The organism is Methanoculleus caldifontis, from assembly GCF_032842345.1.
GTDB classification, from domain to species: Archaea; Halobacteriota; Methanomicrobia; order Methanomicrobiales; family Methanoculleaceae; genus Methanoculleus; species Methanoculleus caldifontis.
The window spans coordinates 178,205-198,010 of the sequence record NZ_WBKO01000003.1; the positions used below are offsets into that span (position 1 = coordinate 178,205).

Genomic DNA, 19,806 nt, shown 5'->3' on the forward strand with positions numbered 1-19,806 from the left:
GAGGGGCGAGATCGGGGACGGCTGCCGAGAGGCCGCTTTCCGTTCGGTCGCGTATACCGGGTACATGCGGCAATCAGCATCCACAGAACGGCACGATGTCCCATAAAGCCACTGAAACCTCCCTGATTTCGACGGGGGGCGGCGGCGTGGGCGCGCCAGCAGGCGATATGTATGCCAATCAGCGAGTCTGAAGACAACACACCTATACCCAGTAACCAGACAGATACAGAAGGAACAAAGATACTCCTCGCCGATCCGAAGACCGCGATCCTCCGGCTCTCATTGCCGATGATGGTCGCGATGACCCTGATGACCCTCTACAGCGTCGTCGACGCGTTCTGGGTTGCGGGTCTCGGTGCAGATGCTCTTGCCGCCGTCGGGTTCTCATTCCCGCTCTTCATCATCACCATCGGCTTAGCGAGCGGTCTCGGCACCGGGGGAGAAGCGGCGCTCGCCCGGATGATCGGCGCCCGCAACCGGGCCGGTGCAAGCAGCGTTGCGATGCACACCATCCTCCTGATGACCGTCCTCGCCGTCGTCGTCACCATCCCGCTCTCCCTCTTTGCCGAAGAGATCTTCGTCCTGATGGGAGCGGGCAACGCCGTCGGCCTCGCCACGGAGTACGCACGGATCCTCTTTATGGGGACGTTCGCCCTCCTCTTCGGCGAGGTGGCCTACGCCCTCCTGCACGGGGAAGGCGACGCGAAGCGGACGATGTACGCGATGGCGGCAGGAGCGGTGGCGAACATCGTCCTCGACCCCATCCTGATCTACACGTTCGACATGGGGATCGCGGGAGCGGCCTTTGCAACCATCATCGCGGAGATCATCTCTGCGGTCCCGATGGCCTACTGGCTCTTCGTCAAGAGGGATACCTATGTCTCTCTCCATCTCCGCGAGTTTATTCCGGATCCGGCCATCACGCGGGAGATCCTGCAGGTCGGGATTCCGGCCGCCGCCGAGCAGTTCTCCCTCGCCGCGATGACCCTGGTCCTGAACGGGATCATCGTCCTGATCTCAAGCACCGACGGCGTCGCCGTCTACTCGACCGGGTGGCGGATCGTGAGCATCGGACTGACGCCGATCCTCGCCATCGCCACGGCGGTGGTCGCGGTCACCGGCGCCTCCCACGGGGCGCGGGCATACGCCCGGATGGAGTCGACCCTCCGCTTCGCCATCAGGCTCGGGACCGGTATCGGTATCGGGATCGCGGTGACGACGTTCGTCTTCGCCCCCCAGATCGCCGCGCTCTTCGCGGCACCGGGTGACTCCGCCGGGATCGCCCCGGAGCTGACGGCGTTCCTCCGGGTCACGAGCCTCGTCTACCCGATGGTCGGGTTCGGCCTCTTCTCGGCCTCGTTCTTCCAGGGAACCGGGCTCGGAGCACGGTCGCTCACGATCACGGTCCTGCAGAACGTCGTCCTCTCGACCCTGCTCGCCTGGGTCTTCGCGATAGAACTCGGCTACGGCCTATCGGGCGTCTGGTGGGGCGTTGCCGCAGGGAACGCGATCGGCGCGATCCTCGGCTACGTCTGGGCACGCCGGTACACCGCGGGACTCAGGCTCCGCCAGACCGTGGCGGCGGCACCGGCGGCAGCAGCAGCGTAAAAAAAGAGGGGCCTATGCCCCTTTCACTCCATCTCTTCGTCGTCGGTTCCCTGGTGGACCACTTCGCGCAGCAGGAAACGGAACGACGCGCCTTCCTCCGGGAAGCCCGGCACGCGGTCCTCGACCCAGATCCGGCCGCCGTAGCGGGAAACGAGCATCCCGACGATATAGAGGCCGAGCCCTTCCCCGCACCCCCGGCTCCGGTCGAAGATCGCCTCTTTCATCCCATCCGGGATGCCGGGGCCGGTATCCTCCACGCTCACCACCACGGTATGCTCCTCTTCGGGGTAGTCCTCCACCCTGACCGCGACCCGGACGTCCGGCCCGCCGTGCGTGACGGCGTTGCCGATCAGGTTCGCGAAGACCTCGACCAGCAGGTCGTCCGCCCGGACCTCGGCTGCGGTGCCCTCGAACGAGACGGCAGCCTCCGGGATCCGCTCAAGCTCCGCACGGATCACGCCGCTGAGATGGACCGGTGCGAGCTCGGGGGAGGTCTGGTGGATCCGGCGGATCGTCGAGACGTTCTGGAGGATGCCGGCGCTCTTCCTGACGCATCCCCTGAGTTTCTTCGCGTACTCCGCGCCCTCTCCCTCCAGCGTATCGAGCAGGAGGTCGCAGTAGAGGCTCGCGACGTTCTCGGCGTTCTTGATGTCGTGGGTCATGATGTCGAGGTAGAGGTTCGTCTCGCGGTGGGCCGCCTCCAGCCGTTTGTGGAGCATGCTCCGGAGGACGCCTGAGCCGATCTCCCGCCCGATCGCTTCGAGAAGGTGCCGCTCGTCGTCCCCGATCTCGTCCCTCCCGCGGCTCCCGAGGAAGAGTGCCCCGACCACGACCGACTCCGCGAGGATCGGGATGCAGGCGAGGGACGCGACTCCGAGCGACGAGAGGATCTCCTCCCCGGCCGTGCCCGGTTCGCTCTGCAGGTCGAGATACCGCGGCTGTCCGGCGACGAGGACGAAGTTCCAGGGCCAGTGGTGGACTTTGATCGTCCGATTGCGCGCGAGGAACTCCTCCGGAACCTCGTGGTTGTAGCGCGTCTGCGCCGCCGTCCGTTCCGGGTTGAGGAGGTAAGTCAGCCCCACGTCGAAGTCGAGCAGGTCAAGGGTCTTTGCGAGCGACGCCTCGAGCAGTTCGTCGAGCGAGAGGGAGGATGCGGATACCCCCATGATCTGGTTGAGGACCAGGAGCTGCCGGTTCGAAGAGACCAGCCGTTCGCCCGCGGACCGCTGTTCGGTGACGTCGTGGACGGTCCCCTGGATCAGGACGGGTGTGCCGTCGTCGCTGCAGACGTTCTGGACGAACTCCCTGACCCACCGGAGGGTGCCGTCCCTGTGCAGGATCCGGTATACCCGCTCGGTGGAGAACCCCGCCACCGTCTGTAGCCTATCAGCGCTCTCCTGGAGGCGGGAACGGTCGTCGGGATGCACGATCGCATCCCAGCAGACGGTCCCGGCGAGGAACTCGTCCCCGGTGTAGCCGGTGATCGTCTCCACCGCACCGTGAAGGAAGAGAGGTTCGGAGCCGACGGTCTTGCGGTATGCGATGCCCTGGAAGTCGCGGACGAACGAGCGGTATCGCTCCTCCTCGTTCTGCCTCCCGAGGGCCCGGCCGAGCATATCCGCCGTCGCCTCAATGAGGTACTCCTCGTCGCCGGAGAACGCGGTATCGCCCGCAAGATAGACCACCTCCAGGCTCCCGGCCCGCTTTCTCTCCACCCGTATCCTGGCGGCGAGCCTGCAGGGCGTTTCCCGGTAGCGGTGGGCGTACACTGCGTCGCCGTGGGTGATCCGGACGCCTATCCGCTGGGGACGGCGAAACCCGGACGGGAGGATCCGGGCGATCTCGCGGAAGAGGTCGTCTCCGGGGAGAGCGCCGGCATCGATCAACCTCGATATTCTGTGCAGCGTGCGCAGGCCTCGGACCCGTTCCGTCTCCGCCTGCGCGGCGCCGCCCGCATGCCTGCCGGTGCCGGCCCGCAGGCGGAGCACCCACATTCCCGTAAATGGTTCGTGGTGCATCTTCCGGCTCGAGTAGACGACCTGCCGCTCCTCCCCCCGGCTTTCGGGGACGGAGAGATCGAGGCCGGGGACCTCCTCGCCGGCGCTCATCGCAGCGAGGAGTCTCCGTGCGTCCTCGTCTTCGCGGACACGCGGTATGAGGTGCTCCTCAAGAACCCGGCGGGCATCGCGCCCCAGGATCTCCTCCTCGCGGGCGGAGAGGATCTCCATGGTATGGGCGTTCGTCCAGGCCACCTTTCTGTCGCGGTCGAGCACGAGGATCCCCACCCCGGGCTCGTCGAGGATCTGGAATGTCTGTTTTGGTTGGGTAAATAGAGAATCTGCTGTGCTCATGTGAAGGTTTCGCCCCCTTGTGGCCGATATTCTGTAAAAATTATATGAGTACAGTCATATTTCTGGTGATAAGAGATTTGCGGTCGCCGGCCGCTTGAGGTCGGATATTTTCCCGTTTCCCTGGTCGCCGTTGTTCTCCCCGGTGCGACCGGATTCCACGGGGGCGGCCTCCTCCCCGGCCGCCCCCGGGCTCCCGGCCCGGAGAACCCCCTAGAGGACCCCGATCCGCGCAAGCGCCGGAGAGAGCGATGTCAGGTGACCCTGGATATAGACCGTCGAGTGGGGATCGGCGCCCATAGCGAGCGCGAGGAGTTCGGTGATGTGAAGCACCGGGATGCCCATGTGGTCGTATACGAGTTCGCACCCCGGGCAGTCGACGACCATCACGTCGAGACGGTTGTCCACGAAATCCCGGCAAACAAGCCGGTTCAGCCGGGGAACCTCGTCGGCATCGCCGTTCAGGTGCCGGTCAAAGAGGTTCTTGACACCGCCGCAGCAGTAGTGCTCCATCCTGCTCCTGACGACCTGCGCCCCGGTGATCGTCGTGAGGTCGTGCAATTTCCGCGGGACGGCAAGGCTGCCGTTCATCTTCCGGTAGTGGCAACTGACGTGAACCCCGACCCGGAGCCCCGAGAGCCGCGTCTCGACGAGCCTCTGGAGCTCGCCGAGGTAGAGCGGGTAGAGGTCGAGGATGTTCGCCACGGAGAACCCCCCCGGTTCGCTCACCTCCCGCCCGATCCTGCCCAGTGCCTCGTTCACCACCGCCCGGTTGGCGCTCCCGGCGAGGAGTTCCAGCGCAGCGACATACGAGTCGCTGCAGGTCGGGCAGATCCCGGTGACGGCGATATCGTCCTCTCCGCACGCGTCGCGGATGACGCTGAGGTTCCGGGCGGTGAGGAGGAGCCGGTCGGCAAACCCGGCGCCGCCCATGTAATGCGGAGCGCCTCCGCAGCAGGTCTGCGAACTCGAGGTCACGCACCGGACGCCGAGCGCAGAAAGGATCCTGCGTTGCGAGAGATCGGCGCCGGGGTAGTTGAAGGCGCAGCAGGACCGGAGGTGGAAGACCTGGTCCGGGGGAGTGAGCGGGCGTTTCGGCGCCGCGTGTCCGTTCAGGGAGAAGGCCGACGCGTCGACCGGACGGAGGAGGAGGCTCCCGACCTCGGCGACGGCCCGCTCGTCGACCCGGTAGGGGTGCCGGACGGCCTTCGCGACGAAGTTCCCGAGTCTCCTCCTGCTCGCGTAGACAGGAAGAAAGGCGTAAGGCGGGAGCCCTCCCCGGTCAAGGAGCATCCGGCGGAAGACCGGCTGGACATGCTCCGTCTCGTAGACGGCGTTGATGATCCCGCCGATGCTGACGGACCGCGGGCAGATCGTCTCGCAGGAGTAGCACTGGACGCAGTCGGCAAGGTTGATCTCCGGGCGCCGTCCTGCCTGGAGGGCTGCGGTCACCCCCCGTGCGAGGTAGCCGGAGTCCCCGTTCGCTCCGGGATCGTTTATCCGCGCAGGGCAGTAGGGCGTGCAGGAGCCGCAGGCGTTGCAGAGCAGGAAGTTCCGGAGCCGGGGGTCCCTCTCGTCGAGCAGGCGGCGGATGGCCCCCTCCGTGATGGCGTCCAGGACGATCTTCCTGTCCGGCCACGGGAGAGCTCTACCGAGCATGCTCAAACCGGAAGACCGTTGTCCCGGCCTCTGCTCCGTGCATCCTAAAACAGGTCGTCCGTCCTTCTCCCGGAGAACGTCCAGGGCCGGCGACCGGCCTGCACCGCTTCCAGTATCGATTCATCGCTCCCCCCGTGTTCATAACGTCGTCGGTTACAATCCTGCGAGGACTACTTAATTGTTTGGATCAGGATCCGCCGGGACTCGCCGATGAGGGAGCCGCCGGAGCAACAGTCGCCGGCACGGTCCTGCGGGGCCGTCTGAGGGGCGGCGAGCGCCGGTTCGGGCTGGAAAAAGAGGGTTAGAGGTTCTCAAGCCGCTTGTTCACGGTCTCCCAGTTCACGATCTCCCAGAACCCGTCGATGAACCCCGCCCGGTTGTTCCGGTAATCGACGTAGTAGGCGTGCTCCCAGACGTCGAGCACCATCAGGATCTTAAACGTCGGGTAGACGTGGTTGTTGTGCTTCTCGATCTGCATGATCATGGGGCGGTCGGTCAGGGTGCAGTATGCCAGCGCCGCCCAGCCGGACCCTTCGGCGCTCGCGGCCGCTTTCGTGAACTCGGCCTTGAACCGGTCAAAGGAGCCCCACTCTCTCTCGATCAGGTCGGCAAGGGCGCCGCCCGGCTTCCCGCCGCCGCCTTTCCCGGCCGGGGCCAGGTTCGGCCAGAAGAGGGTGTGCAGGATGTGGCCGCCGATGTTGAACGAGAGTTCCTTTAAGAGCGCTTTCATGTCCACCTCGCTGCCTTCCTGGCGCGCTTTCTCGAGTTTCTCGAGATTCGCGTTCGCGCCGGTGACGTAGGCCTGGTGGTGCTTGTCGTGGTGGAGGGAGAGTTGCTCCCTTGAGATCTGCGGCTCAAGGGCGTCGGGTGCGTAGGGGAGGGGCGGCAGTTGATACTTCTTTTGTGTGGTTGTCATCTTCTGTTCAGCCATGGGTATCAACTGTCCCTATGGAGAGCGAGGTATTTATGATGTTGGTGGGCCCGGGCCGGAGCGGCACCCAACACCTTTAAATATCCCGGAGCGATGGGTGGTATCCTGACCGTCCTGCACGTTCCGGTGCGCGAGCACGAGGCCCTCAGGCCGGCGGTGGCCACTTCATGAAGACGGCAGCACGCATATCGCTCTTTACCGTCACGCTCGTGATACTGGTGGCGCTCGTGCTTCTCCACGACCTCCACCTCATACTCGCCGGAGCAGGCTGGGACCTCTCTGCGAGAGCGGTCACCCTCGTCCTCGTCGGCGTCACGGCGTTCGGGGCTGTCCAGTTCCTCAGTTACGCCGATCACCTCCTGCGATCGCTTTACGCCTACCCCGTGAGCCATCCTGCGCCGCCCGTGAGCGACGGTCCTCTCCCTCCTGCCGCGGTCTTCATCCCCGCCTACAACGAGGACCCTTCCGTGGTCGAGTCCTGCGTCAGCGCGTGTGCGGCGATCGCCTATCCCGGCGTCAGCATTTACCTCCTCGACGACTCTACGGACCCGGAGAAGAGGGCGGCGCTAAAAGAGGTCGCACGGAAGTTCGGCATCCGGTACATCCACCGGGACCACAGGAAAGGGTTCAAGGCCGGGGCGATCAACCATGCCCTCTCCCTCCTCGACGACGGGACGCCCTACCTCCTCGTGCTCGACGCCGACCAGAGGGTGAAACCGACGATCCTCGCCGACCTGGTCCCGGTCCTCGAGGCCGACCCCGCCGCGTCCTTCGTCCAGACCCCGCAGTTCTTCCGGTCGGAGAAGAACGACCCGATAAGCGTCACCTTCTCCTACCAGCAGCACATCTACAACAAGCACGTCTGCAGGGGCCTCTCCGTCAACCGCACCGCCATGCTGACCGGCTCGAACTGCGTCTTCCGGACGAGCCATCTCGCCGCCGTCGGGGGGATGGACGAGACCTGCATCGCCGAGGATATCGCCACCTGCTTTGCGTTCCACCTCAGGGGACACCGCGGGATCTTCCTTGACGCCGTATACGCCGAAGGGCTCGCGCCGCCGAACCTCGCCGCCTACTTCACGCAGCAGCTCCGCTGGGCATACGGGAACACCCGGCTTCTGCTGACCATCTTCCGGCACCTTGCGGCACACCCCCGGAGCATGCCCCTGCTCCATTGGATCGAGTTCGTCGTGATCGTCTCCATGTACCTGCTCGGGGGGGTGAACGTAGCGTTCTTCCTCCTTCCCGTCGCCACGCTCCTCTTCGCCGTCCCTATCCTGCCGGTATGGCTCCCGTCGGTCTTTGCCGTGGTGCTCGTGGTGGTGATCGCCATTCAGGTCGCCATCAGCATCCGCGAGCGGCAGTACTCCCTCCGCGACCTCGCGCTCTCGCAGGCGATCTTCAACACGCTCGCGTTCGTCTACGCCCGGGCGATCCTGTACGCCGTCTCCGGCAAGGATCTCCCGTTCGTCGTGACACCCAAGGTGGCGGCGGGACCGGCCGGCCGGACGCCCCGCGTCAGGATCGCGCCGGTCCTCCTCGTGATCGCCGCCATCCTGGTCTCGATGGCCGCCGCCATCCTCCGGCTCGCCGCCGGGGAGCCGGGAGCCGCATCGGTGATCCCGTTCTTCTGGGCCGGGTACACGCTCCTCGTCCTCTCGTCGTTCCTGGTCGTCTGGCGGCGGGACGGGAGACGGGTGCCGGAGAGCGGGTGAAGATCTGACGGGGCGTTGCCGGCGAAAAAAAGATGGATTATCTGAATCGCTGCCAGAGGATCCGGCCCATCACGCGGAAGGTGAAGTCGAGTTCCTCGAAGCTCGGGATCCCGTTCTCCTTGAGGACCTTGCGGCCCCGTTCCATCGAGTCGCCGCCGAGCAGCGTCCCGACGATCATGTTCTCGGTCTTCTCCGAGAACCGGGTGATCTGGTTTGCGAGCTGCTCGGAGCCGATGACGAGGTTCGGGAACCCGACGACGAACGCGATGTCCCAGCAGTCCTGGTGCCTGGCGAGGATGCTGAACGTCTGCTCGAACCGCTTCTCGTTAGCGTCGCCGAGGAGGTCGATCGGGTTGCCTTTGTTCCAGAACTCGGGCAGGAGTTCGTTGAGTTCTTTCAAGACATCCGGCGGCAGGGTGATGATGTCGATCCCGTAGCGCTCGGCGTAGTCGGAGGAGAGCACCGCAAACCCGCCGGCGTTCGTGATCACGACCGCGCGCTTGCCCCGCGGGTAGCCCTTCGGGAGCGCGAGCATCTCCGCGACCTGGAACGCTCCGGTCAGGGTGTGGACGGGGATCACGCCGGCCTCGCGGAAGGCTTCCATGTAGACGTCGTACGACCCGGAGAGGGAACCCGTATGGGACGAGGCTGCTGCCTGGCCTTTGGCGGAGGAGCCGGACTTGATCGCCACGACGGGCTTGGTCTTCGCGACCTCGCTGACCACCTTCATGAAGGTCTTGCCGTCCTGGACCTCCTCGATGTAGAGGATGATGCCCTTGGTCTTGGGGTCGCGCTCCACGAACCTGAGGTAGTCGATGAAGTTGAGGTCCGCCTGGTTACCCACCGAGACGACCGCCGAAAAGCCGATGTCCTGCTTGATGCTCCAGTCGACCACCGTGTTGACGATGGCGCCGCTCTGGGAGATGAAGGCGATGCTACCGGGTTTCGGGGACTCGTGGACGTAGGTGGTGTCGATGCCCTTGGGGGGGACGATCAGGCCGAGGCAGTTCGGACCTATGATCCGCGTGCCGTAACCCTTTGCGATCTGGAGGACCCGGTCCTCGAGCGCCTTGCCTCCTTCGCCCATCTCCTTGAAACCGGCGGTGATGACGATCGCCATTGAGACGCCTTTCTGGCCGCACTCCTCGATGACGCTCGGCACGTGCTTTGCGGGGACGGTGATGACCGCCATGTCAACGGGGTTCGGGATATCGAGGATGGAGGGGTAGGCTTTGAGTCCCTGGACCTCGCCACGCTTGTTGTTGACGGGGTAGAGCTGTCCGGGGAAGTGGAGGAGGTTGTGCATCACGGCGTAACCCATCTTCTTGGGCTCCGACGAGGCCCCGATGACCGCGATCGACCGGGGGGTGAAGTACTCGATCGGGACGAACGGCCGCTCTTTCACCGTCCGCTCGACCGCTTCGTCGTCGACGAAGATACGGGCGTCGACGATGCAGGCCCCCGACTCGTACAGCCTGACAGGGTTGATGTCGAACTCGACGACGTTGGTGTTCTCGGCGAAGAAGCAGTTGACCGCCCAGATGATCTTGACCAGGGTCTCCTCGTCACGGGGCTTCGTCCCGCGGTAGCCCTGGATCATCGGGTAGCCGTGGATCTCCCTGACCATCTGCCGGATGTCCTCTTCGGAGACCGGGAGAATCCGCAGGGTGACGTCCTTCATCAGCTCGACGAGGGTGCCGCCCATACCGAAGGTGAGCACCTTCCCAAACGCCGGATCGGTCTTCCCGCCGATGATCAGTTCGAGTCCCGGTGCCGCCTGCTGCTCGACGATGACGCCTTTGATCTCGGCGTCGGGGTTATACGCCTTCGCGTTCGAGACGATCTTCGCGAACGCCTCCTCAGCAGCCTGTTTTGAGGATATACTGACGATAACGCCGCCAGCATCGCTCTTGTGGATGATCTGGGGCGAATAGATCTTCATGACGACCGGGAAGCCGATCTTCTCTGCCGCCTTGCCTGCTTCGGCAGGGGTCTGGACGATTGCGTGCTCCGGTACCGGGACACCGTACTGTTTCAGGAAGTCGTACGATTCAAACTCGCTCAGCATTCTCTTTGCCATGTTGTCGCCTCAAATTTGTAATCGAGCATCTCAATGTTACTGTGGTCACGTTCCTGACGGCTGAACCGTCTCCCGGAATCCCGGACCAGCAGGGCGGAATGAACCTTACAGCGTGGTCTCATATCGGTTTTATAGGTTTTGTAATGATTCAACATGATAAATTCGCCAGAGGGGCCCTGCGACCTTCTGAACCCTCCCATTGATCTCCCCGGTCGTCCGAATTGCAGAGCAAAGGGACCATTTGCGGCCGCATGCGCAAGGGGGGCCGGGGTCGCCGCCGGAGATCGCCGGCCGGAACGGGTGCCGCAGACGCCGCTCAGGCTTGAGCGGGGCGGGGTGCGGGGTAATGTTTAACCCGTCCGGAGCAGATTCAGAATGAAGACTCATGCCGGGGACGGCCTGCCGTGCCCGCTCTCCGGGGAGTGTTCCGGGACGGAGGCCTCCGGAGGGTCTGGCGGCCGCCGCCCGGAGCACCTCTTCCTCTGCTGTCTCTCTCACCGAACTGCCCGAAGCTCTCCTCCGGCTCTGCCGGGCGTAGCGCGGCACCGGAGGCCAAAGAACCGCCGGTACGAGTCAACAGGGGATGCACGGAGAGCCAGCCATGCGACGGTTCCTGCCACACGAGATCGAATACCTCTCGGACCCCGACCGGTTCACCTTCGACTCCTTCAAAAGAAGCGTCCTCGACCCGCTTCCGCCAGCCGCCGCGCTCGGCGTGGCGGACGAAGAGCTCCTGAACTACTACGAGAACGCTCTCCGTCAGGACGGCCGCTTCGTCCTCCGGCTGGACCCGAACGGCGATCACTACGAGCGCCTCGAGCGCTACGTCGCAGAGACCGCCTTCCTCCTCTTCTGGGGCCGGGACGGAGACGGACTCCCCGGTGAGAGGTTTGAGGAGTTCTCCCGGTTCCGCCACCTCTGCTACCGGACGCTCCATCCGTTTGCGGAGAGCCAGAAGGTTGCGGTCTTGAAGAAGATCGGCCTCGAGACCGGACTTCTTCCGGAGATCATCGACGAGGTCTCGACACTCTTTTCAGTCGGGAGCGGCCTCTTTGCGATGGAGCTCCTCGCCCGGCTCACGGAGACGGGAAGAGCCGACCGGTTCTCTGCACGGCTGGAGGAGGCCGACGCGCTTATGGACCTCGCCGCCCGGCCCGCTCTCCTCTGCCCCCTCTGGCCGCACCAGCAACGGGCGCTCGAGGCCTGGCTCCGTGCCGGCGGGAGGGGGATCCTCGAGATGGCGACGGCGAGCGGGAAGACCCTCGTCGGGCTTGCCGCCGCTTTGAAGCTCTACGAGGTCCACGGGCGGCTGGAGGTGCTGGTGCTCGCCCACTCCCGTGCCCTGCTGAACCAGTGGCGGCGGGAGGCCATGGAGAAGCTCGGCCTTGCCGGCAACCCCGGCGCCGATTATACGGTGCCGCTTGAGTACGGCGGCCGGTTCGTCCTCCGGTTCGAGACGCTCCAGAAAGTCTACCGCTCCCCGGACCGCTACCGGGTCGACCTCCTGATCGTCGACGAGGTGCACCACGGTGCCGGAATCCAGTTCCGGAAAGCCCTCGCCGTCGCCGCGAAGTGGAAGATGGGGCTCTCGGCGACGGTCGAGGGGGAGGAACGCCGCCAGCCGCTCGACCGCGCTCTCGGCCCGACGGTCTACACCTACACCTTGAAGGATGCCCGCGAAGACGCGGTCGTCCCGTCGTTCTCCCTCCACCTCCACACGACCTACCTCGACGTGCGGGAGAACGAGGAGTTCCGGGAGATCTCGGAGCAGATCGTCCGGGAACTCGCCGTCATCAACGGCCGGCACCGGGATATCATCCGGCGGCTCTCCGGCTCCCGGTTCGACCGCTTTGCGAGCATAGCAGAGTTTGTCGGCCTGATGCGCCACCTCCGCTACCGGACGGCCGAGGTGCCGGAGGCGTGGTACCGGCTGATCGGCCTCGTCTACCGGCGCAGGATGATCATCCACCGGTCGGCCCCGAAGACGGGCCGGGCGATCGAGCTTGCCCGGCACCTCGGGACGACGAAGAAGTGCATCGTCTTCTCGATGGACATCGCGACCTGCGAGGCCATCTACAGTGCGCTCGGCGAGACGGTGGAGGCCTACCGCGTCCACTCGGAGATGCCCCGGGCCGAGGTGCAGCGTTCCCTCAGCCGGTTTCGATCGGCGCGTTACGGCGTCCTGGTCGCGCCGAAGATGCTCGACGAGGGTATCGACGTCCCCGACGCGGAGATCGGGATCAACGTCGCGTCCTCAAAGACGCGGCTGCAGCTGGTGCAGCGCATGGGCCGGATCCTGCGGAAGCGGCCGGGAAAGGACCCGGTCTTTCACCACTTCGTCGCCCTGCCGCAGGCGTACGTCGAGGCGGAGGACGCGTTCGCCTACCAGGGCGATCTCGCCTGGATCCGCGACACCGCACTCCTCCTCGACATCCCGGTTCTGCAGACGCCCGATGAGGACGACGGGCTTGCCGGGGTCTGCCGGAGGAGCGAAGCGGCCGTGCGCGACTACCTCCGGAGCCGGCGGCACGTCGTGGCGGACGACTTCGGCACGGTCAGGATCGATGCGATCCTGGAGTCGATCCCGGAGCGCCTCCGCCGTGACCTCGCCGCGTCGCTCGATTCGTGCCCGGGAGACCTCACCGACGAGGCGTGGGAGGCAGTGGTGCGGAGCGCCTGGCGCACCGGCGAGGCTCCGGGCCTTTGTGGCATGCACTGGCTCCTCGTCCTCGCCGGCCGCGACCCCCGGGCGCTTTCCGGGCTGCTCCTGACCGGCCTTGCGCCCGCTCCCGCGGCCGGCGCTCCTCCGGGCCGGATCCGGGCGGAATCCCTGGTGCCTCCCGGCCGCGAGCGTCCCGTGGAGGATACAGTCCGGGCACTCGCACGGGCGGCGGGGCCGGAGCAGGAGCGGGCCGCACGCCGCCGGCTCGCGGAGATCGGGTCGCCGGCTCTCCCGCTGCTGATACCGCTGCTCAAATCGCGAAACGACGAGGTTGTCCTCCGTGCAATCGGGGCGATGGAGGCGATCGGGGATCCGGCGGCAATCGACCTGCTCATCCCCCATCTCTCCGACCGGCGTTACAGTGTTCGGGTGGGGGCGGCCCGGGCGCTCGGCCGGCTCGGCGATCCCCGCGCCCGCCTCGCGCTGATGCGGGCCTTGAAAGACCGGGAGCCGGAGGTGCGGAGGGCTGCGCGGGCGGCTCTCGACGCGATGGAAGGAAGGTAAGTTGCGAGATTCCCCGGTCGAGTGCCTCCCGGTGCTCCGGATTTGAGCCGATGGCGTAGACTGACCTGCCGTGCTGCTCCATACGCCGAAGGTCGCGTTCGGCGACCCCGTGGCGGGGCTCCTCGCCCGGACCTGATCACGCCTTCTTCAGCGCAAAGCGGAACGCCGTCCCGCGGTCGGGATGCCCCGGCACCCGGTCCTCGATCCAGATCCTGCCACCGTAGCGCTGGATGAGGATCCGGACCAGGTAGAGCCCGAGCCCTTCGCCTTTGCCGTGCGCTTTCCCTCGCTCGAACCGGATGAAGAGCTTCTCCTTCACCTCATCGGGGATACCCGGGCCGGTATCCTCGACCGAGACCAGCACCTCGCTGTCCTGCTCCCCGACCCGGACGGTGACCACGACGTCCGGCCCGCCGAACTTGACGGCGTTGCCGATGAGGTTGTTGAAGACGGTCGAGAGGAGACCGTCCGCCAGGACCTTGACCGGATAGCCCTGATAGCGGATCGACGCCTGGGGGAAAGTGCCGATCTCGGTCCGGATGACCGCATCGAGGTTCACCGGCACCAGGCAGACGGTCTCCTGCTGCGTCCGCCGGATGGTGGCGACGGTCTTGAGGATCTCGCTGCTCCGCTCGATGCTGTCGTGCAGCTTCTCTGCATATGTCCTCAGGTCGCCTGTCGCCAGGTCGATCAGGAGATCGGCGTACATGCCTGAAACGCTGTTTGCGTTCCGGACATCGTGGGTCATGATGTCGAGATAGAGGTGCGCCTCGTTTCGTGCCGCCTCGACCTCCCGATTGAGCCGGACAAGGTCGTCGGTGCGGCGCATGAGCGCTTCTTCCGCCTGCTTTCGCCCGGTGATGTCGATCAGGGCGGCCCGGAACGTCTGCCCCTCCGCGGCCTTCCCCTCTACGAGGACCCAGGTGGACTCGTGTTCCCGCGTCGCCCTGAGCCGCACCACGACTGTCTCTTTCCCCCCGGCCGCGAGCACCCGGTCACGGAACGCGATGAAGTCCGGGATACTCTCCCGTTCCAGGAAGTACTGGAACCGCTGATTTACAAGGGATGCCCGGGGCTCCCCGAGGAGTGAAGCGGCCATCAGGTTTGTCTCACGGATCTGCCCGTCTGCATTCAGGGTGATGTAGCCGATGGGGGCGAAGTCGTAGAGGTCGCGGTACTTCTCTTCGGAGATCTGCAGGTTATGCTGCAACTCCCGCAGCGCCTCGTTCTGGAGTTCGAGCTCGACCTGGTGCACCTCGAGCTCGTTACAGAGTCTTCGCACGTCCTGCTCCGGAAGATGTGCGGTGCGCTCTCTCTTTCGCGCTTCTTCCTCCGCGCGTTGTCGAAGGTCCGGGTCCGGGTCGGGGTTCTGCATGGTACTGTTACCGTTCTTCCGGGGCGGTCTCGTGAATCTCACCGGTCTGTGACGCGGTGACGTCCTCGATGGCGAGCAGGATCAGGTCGGGTCCTGTCTCGGAAGCGATCCGGCGTGCGTTGAGGCGCATCTTCTTCTGCCCGATCTCCGGGAAGTCGTACGTCACCTCGAACCCTTCGAACCGCACCTTCTCCGGGAGGATCTCCTCGAGCAGCCGGCGCAGGTCGGAGAGATCCCACTGCCCGCTTCCGAGCGTATAAAGGAGTCTCCCTTCGGTTTCGCCGGGCGTGACCCGGAATGTCCGGTAGAACGACCGGTTCGCTGAGACGACCCGGAGATCAACGTCAAGGACGACAAGAGGCTCCCGGATCGTCTCGATGATCTTCTCTGCATAGGTCCGGGCGTCCCGGAGCGACCGTTCGAGTTCTTTGATCTGCGTGATCTCAACGAACGTGATGACCACCCCGTCGATCTGGTTGCTCGCTGTCCGGTAGGGCAGGATCCGCATCTGGAACCACTGCCCGCCCACCGTCTGCACCTGCTTCTCCAGGGGTAGCAGTGTATCGAGCACCTCCCTGACGTCCCCGATGAGCGACTCGTTCCGGAGGCTGACGGCGAGATCCGTGACCGGCCGGTCGAGGTCGGTCGATCGCAGGCTGATGATCCCCGTGACGGCCCTGGTGAACCGGCGCACCCGGAGGTTGCTGTCCAGGAAGAGCATGGGTATCCCGGTGCCCCGGAGGAGGTTCTGCAGGTCGTCGGTCGTCGTGGAGAGCTCGTCGATCTTGGTCTGAAGCTCGCTGTTCACCGTGAGGAGCTCCTCGTTGAGCGACTGGAGTTCTTCCTTGGAGGTTGTCAGCTCCTCGTTCGTCGACTGGAGCTCTTCGTTCATCGACTGGAGCTCCTCGTTCATCGATCTCTCTACCTCCTGCGAAGCCTGCATCTCTTCGATGGTGCTCCGGAGCTGTTCCCTGGTCACGGTGAGGTCCCGCTCGAGTTCGGCGCACCGGACATCGTCCCGCACCTCTACCGGCACCTCGCGGGCCTGCTTCGTCTCTGCCTCCTCGACATCCTCAAAGGCTACCAGGAAGAGGTCTTCCGCTCTGCCCGACCGCTCGATCGGTTCGACGGTCAGGCGGATTTTCTGAAGATCGCCGTTGGTCTTCACGGATATGGGCTCTGTTACGGCTCCTTTCTTCTCCTGCCGTGCAGAGCGGAGAGCCGTGATCAACGGGTAACCGAGCCCCTCCCTGACCATCGCGTGAATGTTCAGGTTCGCCCTGCCCGGGGACGGCTCCAGGTACTTCCCCGTCTTGCCGTGGATGTACAGGATGTCCCCGTTCTCGTTGACGATCACCGCAGGCGGGGCAAACCGCTCGAGCAGCGCCCGTGGCGCGAGTTCATCGACGGGGGTTGGATGTCTCTCGCGGATGCCGGCAGTGCCGGCTGGCAGGGTGGAGGTGGCGGGGATATTGATCCTGTCTATGATGGGGGCAGACGTCTCCCGGCGCCGGAAGATCTTCTGCCTGCTGTCGACGGTTATGAAGAGCTCGCCATAACTGCCGATCGTCTCTGCCGTTCCGAGGAAGAGCACCCCCCCGGGTTTGAGCGCGTAGTGGAAGACGGGGATGAGCTTCTCCTGCAGCTCCCCGGAGAGGTAGATGAGCAGGTTCCGGCAGCAGAGGATGTCGAGATGAATGAACGGGGGAGCGGTGATGATGTTCTGCTGGGCGAAGACGATGGTCTCACGGATCTCCTGGCGGATCCGGTAGTGCTCGTCCTCTCTGACGAAGTAGCGTTCCAGGCGCTCCGGAGAGACATCCGCTGCGATGGAGGCGACGTATCGGCCGTGCCGGGCAACCTCGATGGCCTCTTCGTCAAGGTCGGTTGCGAAGATCTGGTAGCGGATCTCTCCGTGGCGGTCCTGGGCGTCCAGGCACTCGCGGAGCACGATCGCCATGGTGTAGGCCTCCTCGCCGGTGGAGCACCCCGCCACCCAGACCCGGATCACGCTCCCCTCCGGCGCGCTGCGGACGAGATCGCGGATCTTTTTCTCCTGTAAGGCCTGCCAGGCGTCAGGATCGCGGAAGAACCGGGTCACGCCGATGAGCAGTTCCTTTGCCAGGATCTCGGTCTCCTGCGGGTTTTCCTGGAGATAGCGGACGTAATCCTCGATCCGGGTCAGCTGGTGCAGCCCCATCCGGCGTTCGATACGACGCCGGATCGTGTTCTGCTTGTACATCGAGAAGTCCTGGCCGGTGCGCGTTCGGATGAGGATGAAGACCTTCTTCAGCCCGTCTACCATCGTTCTCGTCGGGGCTGCCGGTTCCCGGGCGATGGTGTCTGCGGAGCGGATGTAGGTCGTGAGCAGGCGCGGGAGTTCGGCCGCCGGTGCGACGTAGTCGGCAAGCCCGGTGGCGATGGCGTTCTCCGGCATACTGCTGTACGATGCGGAGGTGGGTTCCTGTACCAGCACCGCCCCTAATTTCTCTTTGATGGCCCGGACGCCCTGGGTTCCGTCGTGGCCCATCCCGGAGAGGACGATGCCGACTGCTCTGCCGTCCTGGTCTTCGGCGAGATACCGGAAGAAGAGGTCGATGGGCGTCCGGCTCATCCGCGTTGCCACCGGTTCAAGGAGGTTGAGGGTGCCGTGCAGGATGGCGAGGTCGGCGTTCGCCGGTTTGACGTAGACGGCGTTCGGCGCGACCGCCATGCCGTCTTCGGCCCACATCACCGGCATCTCCGTCACTCGCTGGATGAGTTCCGGGAGCATGCCTTTCTGGTTCGGGTCCATGTGCGTGACCAGCACGAATGCCATCCCGGTATCCGCCGGCATATGCGTGAAGAACTGCTCGAGCGCTTCAAGCCCTCCTGCGGATGCCCCTATCCCGACGATGGCGCGGAGAGCCTCGGGAGCCGGCACCGCGGGCATCTCCTGGCGTCCGTTCTCTTCTTCCGGTGAATCGTCCGTCTCTTCGCCTCTCATGTCCCTTCTCCTCTATGCAGGCGGCCCGCTCCACCGTTGTCGTACGCCGCAATTGCCGGGGGGTTTCCCGGGATGCTCCTCTCCCGGCATCGCCGGAAGGCCGTGCAGGGGTATTCGCGCCCCTGCGGCGCGCCGGGGTTCTGCATGCGTTCTGCCGGTACGATTGCAACGGCCAACCCCGTCTGAATGTTTCCGGATAACAGAGAAAAACAGCGGGGCATATTAGCTCATCGTGGTGTTCAAAGGGTTATCAAAGCTTCTCCGGGAGTCCCGATCAACGGCCCGCGGGCATGGGCACCGTTCCCGGCTCGCGGGTTTTGCCCTTTCATCTCCTCCGGAGTTGTGCTCCGGAGAGGGGGGTGCAGCGGGCCGATTGACGGCGGTTCCGGATGTGGTGCTCGATACCTGTGTCCGTGTCGGCGTTCTCTGCGTGACCGCAGGCCGGAGAGATGGACTCCGACTGATTTTGCGGCCGAATTCCGGGAGAGCCGGAGGCAGGGAGCGGGCCCGCAATCAGCGCGACGGCGTTGCGGGCGAAGTAGAAACTACAGTACTCCCTACGCCTCCCGCCCGTAATGCATCGTGAAGAGCGTCGTCTGCTCGTCCGCGTGGCAGGGGGAGTGGCAGCCGGGGGTGAATTCCGGGCCCAGGCATTCCGTGAAGAGCGCATGCCACTGGCTCTGCAGCATGTGATAATCGGTCCTCACACCGCGGGGCTGCGTGAGGAACGAGAGGACTTCCGTCATCAGGAAGAGGTCCACGCAGGCGACGGCCACGTCCACCGGGGCATCGTGCGAGAAGACCGCATCGATGACGCCCCCGTAGGACTGGTAGACCGAGAGCGCGAGGTCGGGGGAGTAGATCTCCGGGGTGTCGTTGTTCGCGTCCATCTCGAAGAGGACGAAGTGGTCGATCCAGGGTTTGAGCTGCGTGAGGTGGATCTTCTTCTGCTCGAGAGGCATGTGGTGGTAGGCAAGCGAGCTGACGGCGAGATCGAAACGGCGATCGATGCTGCCGGAACAGTCCTGGATCCGGTTGTTCACGGTCTTTATACGGACATCGGGGAATGCATCGCGGACGGTCTTCCCGGCGAGGGTGAGCATTGCAGGCGACGAATCGATGAGGAGGACCTCAGCAATCTCAGAGACCTTGCCGGTGTCTTGCAGGCGCCGTAACAGCGATACGGTGAGCCCTCCGTCGCCGCACCCGATGTCCATCATGGAGAACGGCGTATCGAATTGCGGCAGGGTGTTGCCGCACTGTGCGATGAACCGCTTTCGCGCCTCCCGCATCATGGGGACGCCGGCAAAGTGCATGAACGGGCGCGGGTCGGCAAACGCCACCGTGGGCATGGCGAGTTTGCCGTTGTGGCGCTCGAGAAAGCCGAGGAGGAAGCCCGCAGAGAGGAGATCCCTCTCTTCCTCCAGGGCAGCGGCGTTCAGCCATTCGATCCCTTCTGCGGCCCGTCCGTGGGCGGCAAGCACCGTCCCTGTGTAATAGTCGAAGGCGGAGAGCAGATTCGGCCGGATATCGGCGTCGTAGGTGCCCGGCGCAGTCCCGTTCCTGAGGACCTCATCTGCAAGGCCGGACCACTCCGCCGACTCCTGCGCTGAAAGGAAGAGCATGCTGATTGTATTTTGCCGGCAACCGGTATGAGCGTTCGTATTCTCTCCTGGATTCAGGATTCATGATACGGGAGAGCCGCGAGCAGGTGTTGGTGATGCCGGGGAGAAAGGTCGCTATATCAAGTTAAAACTTCAAAACAGTCGCAAAATGATGCTGCTATGGGGATTCGAACCCCAGTCGAGGGAGTGAGAGTCCCTCATGATTGGCCGGTCTACACTATAGCAGCGCGTTTGCACCTGAGTGCTCTACATT

At 64.7% G+C, this 19,806-nt stretch carries 10 protein-coding genes and 1 tRNA gene; 3 read left to right on the plus strand and 8 right to left on the minus strand.

The window, feature by feature from the left end; genetic code table 11:
- The first annotated feature begins 171 nt into the window (after positions 1 to 171).
- Complete coding sequence (locus F8E02_RS12625; protein WP_317065964.1) at positions 172 to 1,608, plus strand: MATE family efflux transporter; 1,437 nt, start codon at positions 172 to 174, stop codon at positions 1,606 to 1,608.
- A 23-nt stretch (positions 1,609 to 1,631) separates the two neighbouring features.
- Here the strand turns inward: F8E02_RS12625 and F8E02_RS12630 are convergent, their stop codons facing one another.
- The 3 genes from F8E02_RS12630 to F8E02_RS12640 all read right to left on the minus strand — a co-directional run bounded on the left by F8E02_RS12630 (position 1,632) and on the right by F8E02_RS12640 (position 6,546).
- The gene (locus F8E02_RS12630) at positions 1,632 to 3,959 is read right to left on the minus strand and encodes an ATP-binding protein (RefSeq protein ID WP_317065965.1); all 2,328 of its coding nucleotides are present in this window, start codon (positions 3,957 to 3,959) and stop codon (positions 1,632 to 1,634) included.
- Positions 3,960 to 4,169: 210 nt separating this feature from the next.
- A complete protein-coding gene (locus F8E02_RS12635; RefSeq protein ID WP_317065966.1) occupies positions 4,170 to 5,615 on the minus strand; it encodes a heterodisulfide reductase-related iron-sulfur binding cluster in 1,446 nt (481 codons plus the stop codon).
- Between the two features lie 301 nt (positions 5,616 to 5,916).
- The gene (locus F8E02_RS12640) at positions 5,917 to 6,546 is read right to left on the minus strand and encodes a superoxide dismutase (RefSeq protein WP_317065967.1); all 630 of its coding nucleotides are present in this window, start codon (positions 6,544 to 6,546) and stop codon (positions 5,917 to 5,919) included.
- 167 nt (positions 6,547 to 6,713) lie between these two features.
- Between F8E02_RS12640 and F8E02_RS12645 the strand changes: the two genes are divergently transcribed.
- Entirely contained in the window at positions 6,714 to 8,261 is a 1,548-nt protein-coding gene (locus tag F8E02_RS12645) for a glycosyltransferase family 2 protein (RefSeq protein WP_317065969.1), read from the plus strand.
- 37 nt (positions 8,262 to 8,298) lie between these two features.
- On the opposite strand, the gene F8E02_RS12650 is transcribed toward F8E02_RS12645, so the two are convergent.
- Complete coding sequence (locus tag F8E02_RS12650) at positions 8,299 to 10,341, minus strand: acetate--CoA ligase family protein (protein WP_317065970.1); 2,043 nt, start codon at positions 10,339 to 10,341, stop codon at positions 8,299 to 8,301.
- 601 nt (positions 10,342 to 10,942) lie between these two features.
- Between F8E02_RS12650 and F8E02_RS12655 the strand changes: the two genes are divergently transcribed.
- Positions 10,943 to 13,567, plus strand: coding sequence for a DEAD/DEAH box helicase family protein (locus F8E02_RS12655; protein WP_317065971.1), 2,625 nt, complete (start codon positions 10,943 to 10,945; stop codon positions 13,565 to 13,567).
- Positions 13,568 to 13,703: 136 nt separating this feature from the next.
- Here the strand turns inward: F8E02_RS12655 and F8E02_RS12660 are convergent, their stop codons facing one another.
- From F8E02_RS12660 to F8E02_RS12675, 4 genes are all read right to left on the minus strand, one after another.
- A complete protein-coding gene (locus F8E02_RS12660) occupies positions 13,704 to 14,849 on the minus strand; it encodes a sensor histidine kinase (RefSeq protein WP_317065972.1) in 1,146 nt (381 codons plus the stop codon).
- 100 nt (positions 14,850 to 14,949) lie between these two features.
- The gene (locus F8E02_RS12665; RefSeq protein ID WP_317065973.1) at positions 14,950 to 17,928 is read right to left on the minus strand and encodes a chemotaxis protein CheB; all 2,979 of its coding nucleotides are present in this window, start codon (positions 17,926 to 17,928) and stop codon (positions 14,950 to 14,952) included.
- Positions 17,929 to 18,485: 557 nt separating this feature from the next.
- The gene (locus F8E02_RS12670) at positions 18,486 to 19,553 is read right to left on the minus strand and encodes a class I SAM-dependent methyltransferase (protein WP_317065974.1); all 1,068 of its coding nucleotides are present in this window, start codon (positions 19,551 to 19,553) and stop codon (positions 18,486 to 18,488) included.
- 152 nt (positions 19,554 to 19,705) lie between these two features.
- Positions 19,706 to 19,780: transfer RNA gene (locus F8E02_RS12675), tRNA-Glu, on the minus strand.
- Between the last annotated feature and the right edge of the window lie 26 nt (positions 19,781 to 19,806).